Consider the following 6967-nt stretch of genomic DNA (forward strand, 5'->3'; position numbering starts at 1 on the left):
CCGCGCGCCGCCTGCGGGAACGCCGCGCCCTGCTCACCGAGTTCGCCGGGCACCAGCCGCCCGACATCGAGGTGAGCACGGTCGGGCACCTGCACCCCCGGACGACCTCCGCGCGGCGCTCGCGCTCGGCGCCGGTCCCCGCACCACGGCCGTCGCCTCCCGGCTGCCCTCGTTGGCCTAGAGTCGGGGGCATGCAGGGGACGGTGAAGGCGTTCGACGCGCAGACCCGCTCGGGGAGCGTGCTCCTCGACGACGGGACGGAACTGCCCTTCGACGCCGAGGCGTTCGCGGCGGGCGGCCTGCGGCTGCTGCGCTTCGGCCAGCGGGTGAACCTCGCGCTGGACGGCGAGCGGATCTCGGTGGTGACGCTGTCGACCTTCCCGCTTCCCGCACCGCCCGCCTGAGCAGGCTGTCCCGGACGAGCGCGGCCGGACGAGCGCGGCCCGGACGAGCCCGGAAACGCGGCAGCGCCCGGAACCATGCGGTCCCGGGCGCTGACGCGGTGAGGCACTACTTCTTGCCGGCCACCAGGTTCTTGAAGTCGGCGCCCGCCTTGAACTTCGGCACGGACGTCGCGGGAACCTCGATGGTCTTGCCCGTTGCGGGGTTGCGGGCCGTGCGGGCAGGCCGGTCGGCCTTCTCGAACGAACCGAACCCGGTGATCGCGACCTTGTCGCCCTTGGCGACCGCGTTCTGGATCGCCTCCAGGATGGCGTCGACCGCCTCGGCTGCGGCCTTCTTGCTGCCCAGCCGGTCAGAGATGGCGTCGACCAGCTCACGCTTGTTCATGGGTTACTCCTCTAGTTCCCCCCTTGCCCGAACGAAACTAAGGGACCCTCACCATGGACACAATCACCTTCACGCAAACGATGGCGTGTCGCTGGCGTTTTTGTCGGTCTCGCCCCCGTCTCGCCCGGTGACCGGACCGGATCCGGCCACTGCGCACGCTAACCGACGTCGGGCCCCTCTTGGAAATCGGCGAGGAACGCGTCCAGCCTGCGGGCGGCCAGTTCGGCGTCCCGTTTCGCCAGATCGGTGATCGCCAGAAGGTGCCGGATGAGCCGCTGCCGGTCCTGTGGCGGGAGCGGCGCCACGGCGCGATGAGCGTCACGCAACTGTCGTGCGAGCTGCGTCAACGTCGGATCGTCCCACTCTGGCCCGGTCCACGGGGCCGTGCTCACTTGGAGTCCCCCAACGGTCGGCGGTCGTTGCACACCAGGGAGATTCTCCCCGCGTCCGCGCCGACCGTCTCGCCCGGGGTACGTTCGGGCGCGCCCGTGACGCCGGATACTTCCAGGTATCTGGCGCCACGGGCGGCGTGTCGCGGATCTCGGACGGGCTACACCGTGGTGGGGAGCAGGGCGGTGCGGGCCGCCTCGAACTCGGCGATGGCGTCGGCGTGGCGCAGCGTGAGGCCGATGTCGTCCAGGCCCTCCATCAGCCGCCAGCGGGTGTAGTCGTCGATCTCGAACGTCGCGGTCTCGGCGCCCCAGCGGACCTCGCGCTCGCCCAGGTCGACGGTGATCTCCAGGGCGGGGTCCTTCTCGACCGCGCTCTGCAGCGCCTCGACCTGCTCGCCCGTGAGGACGACCGGCAGCAGGCCCATCTTCGTGGAGTTGTTGCGGAAGATGTCGCCGAAGCGCGACGCGATCACGACGCGGAAGCCGTACTGCTGCAGCGCCCAGACGGCGTGCTCGCGGGACGAGCCGGTGCCGAAGTCGGGCCCGGCGACCAGGATGCCCGCGCCCTGGTACCGCGGCTGGTTCAGGACGAAGTCCGGGTCCTCGCGCCAGGCCGAGAACAGGCCCTTGTCGAATCCGGTGCGGCTGACCTGCTTGAGCCACACGGCCGGGATGATCTGGTCGGTGTCGACGTTGCTGCGGCGCAGCGGCACCGCGCGCCCGGTGTAGGTGGTGAACGCTTCCATCGTGCTTCCTTAGAGGTCGGCGTCATTCTGGGGGGACGACCCCCCAGACCCCCCGGCGGCTGCGCCGAGGTCAGCGGGGGCGGCCAGATGCCCGGTCACGGCGGTGGCGGCGGCGACGGCGGGCGACACCAGGTGGGTGCGGCCGCCCGGTCCCTGCCGGCCCTCGAAGTTGCGGTTGGACGTGGAGGCGCTGCGCTCGCCGGGCGCGAGCTTGTCGGGGTTCATCGCCAGGCACATCGAGCAGCCGGCCTCGCGCCACTCGGCGCCGGAGGCCGAGATGACGGCGTCCAGGCCCTCCTCCTCGGCCTGCTTCTTGACCTTCATGGAGCCGGGGACGACCAGCATCCGGACGCCGTCGGCGACCTTGCGGCCCTCCAGCACGCCCGCGACGGCGCGCAGGTCCTCGATCCGGCCGTTGGTGCAGGAGCCGACGAAGACGGTGTCGACCGCGATGTCGCGCAGCGGCGTCCCGGCGGTCAGGCCCATGTACTCCAGGGCGCGCTCGGCGGACTGGCGCTGGACGGGGTCGTCGAAGGACGCGGGGTCGGGCACGGACTCGCCGAGCGGCAGGCCCTGGCCCGGGTTCGTCCCCCACGTGACGAACGGGGTCAGCTCGGCGGCGTCGATCACGACCTCCCGGTCGAAGACCGCGTCGTCGTCGGTGCGCAGGGACGTCCAGTACTCGACGGCGCGGTCCCAGTCCTCGCCCCGCGGGGCGTGCGGGCGGTCCTTGAGGTAGGCGAAGGTCGTCTCGTCCGGGGCGATCATCCCGGCGCGGGCGCCGGCCTCGATGGACATGTTGCAGACCGTCATGCGGCCCTCCATCGACAGCGACCGGACGGCCTCGCCCCGGTACTCGACGATGTGGCCCTGACCGCCGCCGGTGCCGATCCGTGCGATGATCGCGAGGATCAGGTCCTTGGCGGTCACGCCCTCGGGCAGCGCGCCCTCGACCGTGACGGCCATCGTCTTCGGGCGGATCTGCGGCAGCGTCTGCGTGGCGAGGACGTGCTCGACCTCGCTGGTGCCGATCCCGAAGGCGAGAGCGCCGAACGCGCCGTGGGTGGAGGTGTGCGAGTCGCCGCACACGACGGTCATCCCCGGCTGGGTCAGGCCCAGCTGCGGGCCGATGACGTGCACGATGCCCTGGCCCTCGTCGCCCATCGGGTGGAGCCGGATCCCGAAGTCGGAGCAGTTCTTGCGCAGCGTCTCGACCTGGGTGCGCGACACCGGGTCGGCGATCGGCTTGAGCAGGTCCGTGGTCGGGACGTTGTGGTCCTCGGTGGCGATCGTCAGGTCCGGGCGGCGGACCTGGCGGCCCGCCATCCGCAGCCCGTCGAACGCCTGCGGGCTCGTGACCTCGTGGACCAGGTGCAGGTCGATGTAGAGGAGGTCGGGCTCGCCCTCGGCGTGCCGTACGACGTGCGCGTCGTACACCTTCTCGGCCAGTGTTCGGCCCATCACTCCACCTCACCTGTGCTGATCGTCGGCTCTGCTGGTCGTCGTGCCGGCCGGCGGCGCGCCGCCGGCCCGGTCGCCCGGGCGGTCCCGGCCACCTCGATTTGCATCTCAAATTACGAGACGGCAATATCAATGCATGGACAACTCTAGCGGAGTCGGCGTACTTGACAAAGCGGTGCTCGTGATGAACGCGCTGGAGGCCGGTCCGGCCTCGCTCGCCCAGCTCGTCCAGACGACGGGGCTGGCCCGCCCCACCGCCCACCGGCTGGCCGTCGCGCTGGAGCACCACCGCCTCGTCCACCGCGACGCGCAGGGGCGCTTCATCCTCGGGCCGCGGCTGGCGGAGCTCGCGGTCGCCGCGGGCGAGGACCGCCTGCTCGCGATCGCGCAGCCCATCCTGGCCCAGCTGCGCGACCACACCGGCGAGAGCGCGTCGCTGTTCCGCCGTCAGGGGGACGTGCGGGTCTGCGTGGCCGCCGCCGAGCGCACCAGCGGCCTGCGCGACACCATCCCGGTCGGCGCGGCGCTGCCGATGACGGCGGGGTCCGCCGCGCAGATCCTGCTCGCGTGGGAGGAGCCCGACCGGCTGCACCGCGGGCTGCGCGGCGCCAAGTTCGAGGCCACGACGCTGGCGTCGGTGCGGCGCCGGGGGTGGGCGCAGAGCGTCGGCGAGCGGGAGCAGGGCGTCGGCTCCGTCTCGGCCCCCATCCGCGGCGCCGCCGGACGGGTGATCGCGGCGGTCTCGGTGTCCGGTCCCCTCGAACGCCTCACCCGCTCCCCCGGGCGCCTGCACGCCGCGCCCGTCGTCGCCGCCGCCGAGAAGATCTCCGAAGGCATGCGCCGCACCGCGTCCTGATCCGGCCGTGGGGCGAACCGCCACAAGCCGGACGGACCTGGGAGTGTGCCGGTCTCCGCGCCCCCGACCTCGCTACCGTTGCCTTCGGTAAAGGGGGTGCAACGTGCAGATCTCCGAGCTCAGCGACCGCAGCGGGCTGACGGTCCAGACGATCAAGTTCTACATCCGGGAGGGCCTGCTGCCGAAGGGCTCGACGGTCAGCGCCACGCGCTCGGAGTACGACGGGCGGCATCTGGAGCGGCTGCGGCTGATCAGCGCGCTGCGCGAGGTGGGCGACATGCCGATCTCGGCGATCCAGGAGGTCATCGAGGCCGTCGAGGACGACCGGGTCGGCATGCACGAGCTGTTCGCCACCGCCCAGCACGCCGTCGGCCCTCACCTCGCCGCGCCGCACGACCCGCACTGGCGGGCCGCCCGCGAGGACGTCGACGCCATCGTCCGCGAGCTCGGCTGGCAGGTCGGCGACCGCGCCCCCGCCCGCGACCTGCTGGCGCACGCGTTCGTGGCGCTGCGCCGCCTCGGCTTCCCGATCACCCTCAAGGACCTGCGCCCCTACGTGAAGGCCGCCGCCGAGGTCGCCGAGCACGAGATCGGACGGGTCGCGGAGGGCGCCCCGCGGGCCCGGACCGTCCATTCGCTGCTGGTGTCGACCGTCCTCTACGAACAGGTCCTCGCGTCCCTGCACCGGCTGGCCCAGGAGGACGCCTCGGCGCGCCGCTTCGGCCGCACCGTGCCCGCCCCGCGCGCTTCCCCCCGGCCGGACCCCGCTCCGCCGGCCTGACCCGGTCCCACCAGGCTTTTCCGGGATAGACGGTCGGAATTGCCATTCACACCCCCGTTTTAGGGCTTTCACTTTCTTCGCCTAATATGAAAGGCGATGACCGCGACGACGCCTCCGGGCTCCTCCTCCGGCGGCAGGTGGACCGACCGCCTGCTCGCCGAGGGCGACGACCCCGATCCGCGCTTCACCATGGCCAACGAGCGCACGTTCCTGGCCTGGATCCGCACGGCTCTGGCGCTGATCGCGGGCGGCATCGGCCTCGCCCTGGCGGGCGACCTGATCGATTCGCCGCTGCGACAGGTGCTCGCGGTCGGCTTCGCCGCGGGCGGCGCCCTGGTCGCGGCGCTGGCGTTCCGCCGGTGGCTGCGCACCGAGCGCGCGCTGCGGCGCGCCGAGACGCTGCCGCCGCCCGCGCTGGCCCCGGTCATCTCCTACGGGCTGGCGGGCGCCGCGATCGTCCTGCTGATCGCGCTGCTGATCACCCGGTGAGGCTCCGGGACCCCGGCGCGCAGCCGGAGCGGACGGCGCTGGCCTGGTCCCGCACCACCCTGGCCCTGATCGGTGCGGGCCTGCTGTGCGTGCGCCTGGCCCCCTCGGCCCCGGGCACGGTCCTCGCCGCGGCGGTCGTGTGCGGCGGGGCCGCGCTCATGCTGCGCCGCACCCGCAGGAGCTTCCACGCCCGGCGCGCCCTGCCCTCCGGGGCGGGCGCGGCCGACCCGGTCTCGATCCTGATCACGACCGGTCTGGCCATCCTGCTGGCGGGCGTCGCCGCCGCCTTCGCCTTCTGAGGCGCGTCCCGGGGCGAGCCATGCGCGCCGCGCATGACTGGCGTGCGAAGTCTTCGCTGGTGACATGAGTGCGCGACGTCTAACGTCGGACGCGCCATGACACGAATCGCCTTTCTCGGACTGGGACGCATGGGCGTCCCGATGGCCCGGCGCCTCATCGCCGCCGGGCACGACCTGACCGTCTGGAACCGCACGCCCTCCCGGGCCGCCCCGCTCGCGGAGGCGGGCGCCGCCGTCCGCGGCACGCCCGCCGAGGCGGCGCGGGACCGCGAGCTGGTCGTCACGATGCTCACCGACGCGGCCGCCGTCGATGACGTGCTGTTCGGCCCGGACGGCGCCGCCCCGGCCCTGCCGCCCGGCGCCGTGATCGCCGACATGTCGACGATCGGCCCCGACGCCGTCCACCGCGTCCGGAGCCGGCTCCCCGAGGGGATCGGGTACGTCGACGCGCCGGTCTCCGGCAGCGTCCCGCAGGCGGAGGCGGGCGAGCTCGTGATCCTCGCGGGCGCCGGGCCGGAGGACCTCGCCCGCTGCGCCGGCGTCCTCGCCGCCCTCGGGGACGTCCGGCACGTCGGCCCGCCCGGCTCGGGGGCCGCGCTCAAGCTGGTGGTCAACGGCGCGCTCGTCGGGAACTTCGCCGTTCTCGGCGAGGTGCTGGCCCTGGCCGACCGGCTCGGCGTCGACCCGGGCCTCGCCCTGGACGCGCTGGCGCGCACCAGCCCCCAGGCCCGCCGCCTCAAGGAGCACGCCGACGGCGACTCGCCGCGCTTCACGCTCGCGCTGGCGGCCAAGGACCTCGGCCTCGCCCTCGACGGCTCCCCGTCCGCGGGCGTCCTGCCCACCGTCCGCGCCCGGACGGACGCCGCGCTCGCCGCCGGGCTCGGCGGCCACGACCTCGTCGCTCTCACCGACCACATCAGGAGGACCCCGCCCATGCGCTTGACGCTCGCCAACCCCGACACCGTCCCGGCCCCGCCGAACCCGGCCTACTCCCACACCGCGTACGTGACGCAGGGCCCGATGCTGTACGTGTCGGGGCAGATCGCGCTCGGCGCGGACGGCGAGATCGACAAGCCCGGCGACATGACCCGCCAGTCGGAGGTGATCATGTCGCTGATGGAGCGGATCCTCGCCGCCCACGGGGCGGGCTTCGG

Annotated in this window: 10 protein-coding genes; 6 read left to right on the plus strand and 4 right to left on the minus strand. The window is 73.4% G+C overall.

The window, feature by feature from the left end:
- The first annotated feature begins 191 nt into the window (after positions 1–191).
- Entirely contained in the window at positions 192–404 is a 213-nt protein-coding gene (locus AB0C69_RS35320) for a hypothetical protein (RefSeq protein WP_360359613.1), read from the plus strand.
- A gap of 106 nt (positions 405–510) precedes the next feature.
- Here the strand turns inward: AB0C69_RS35320 and AB0C69_RS35325 are convergent, their stop codons facing one another.
- The 4 genes from AB0C69_RS35325 to leuC form a co-directional block, all read right to left on the minus strand.
- Positions 511–789, minus strand: a complete 279-nt coding sequence (locus AB0C69_RS35325; RefSeq protein WP_021598708.1) for an HU family DNA-binding protein — start codon at positions 787–789, stop codon at positions 511–513.
- A gap of 158 nt (positions 790–947) precedes the next feature.
- Positions 948–1136: a hypothetical protein gene (locus AB0C69_RS35330; protein ID WP_246395863.1), complete on the minus strand. Its 189-nt coding sequence runs from the start codon at positions 1134–1136 to the stop codon at positions 948–950.
- Between the two features lie 203 nt (positions 1137–1339).
- Positions 1340–1927, minus strand: coding sequence for a 3-isopropylmalate dehydratase small subunit (gene leuD / locus AB0C69_RS35335; protein ID WP_345174892.1), 588 nt, complete (start codon positions 1925–1927; stop codon positions 1340–1342).
- Between the two features lie 9 nt (positions 1928–1936).
- Positions 1937–3388 carry a 3-isopropylmalate dehydratase large subunit gene (gene leuC, locus AB0C69_RS35340; RefSeq protein WP_345174889.1) on the minus strand — a complete coding sequence of 484 codons (1452 nt, stop codon included), beginning with the start codon at positions 3386–3388 and terminating at the stop codon, positions 1937–1939.
- A gap of 136 nt (positions 3389–3524) precedes the next feature.
- Between leuC and AB0C69_RS35345 the strand changes: the two genes are divergently transcribed.
- The 5 genes from AB0C69_RS35345 to AB0C69_RS35365 all read left to right on the plus strand — a co-directional run.
- Positions 3525–4244, plus strand: coding sequence for an IclR family transcriptional regulator (locus AB0C69_RS35345; RefSeq protein ID WP_360359619.1), 720 nt, complete (start codon positions 3525–3527; stop codon positions 4242–4244).
- Between the two features lie 103 nt (positions 4245–4347).
- Positions 4348–5025 carry a MerR family transcriptional regulator gene (locus AB0C69_RS35350; protein WP_360359622.1) on the plus strand — a complete coding sequence of 226 codons (678 nt, stop codon included), beginning with the start codon at positions 4348–4350 and terminating at the stop codon, positions 5023–5025.
- 96 nt (positions 5026–5121) lie between these two features.
- A complete protein-coding gene (locus tag AB0C69_RS35355; RefSeq protein WP_345174885.1) occupies positions 5122–5514 on the plus strand; it encodes a DUF202 domain-containing protein in 393 nt (130 codons plus the stop codon).
- Positions 5511–5813 (plus strand): DUF202 domain-containing protein, encoded by a 303-nt coding sequence (locus AB0C69_RS35360; protein ID WP_360359625.1) that lies wholly within the window; start codon positions 5511–5513, stop codon positions 5811–5813. Before AB0C69_RS35355 ends, AB0C69_RS35360 begins: the two co-directional genes overlap by 4 nt.
- A 96-nt stretch (positions 5814–5909) precedes the next feature.
- The coding region (locus AB0C69_RS35365) for an NAD(P)-binding domain-containing protein (RefSeq protein WP_360359628.1) at positions 5910–6967 on the plus strand (1058 nt) is incomplete at its 3' end.

Source organism: Actinomadura sp. NPDC048032, from assembly GCF_040653175.1.
Taxonomy (GTDB): domain Bacteria; phylum Actinomycetota; class Actinomycetes; order Streptosporangiales; family Streptosporangiaceae; genus Spirillospora; species Spirillospora verrucosospora.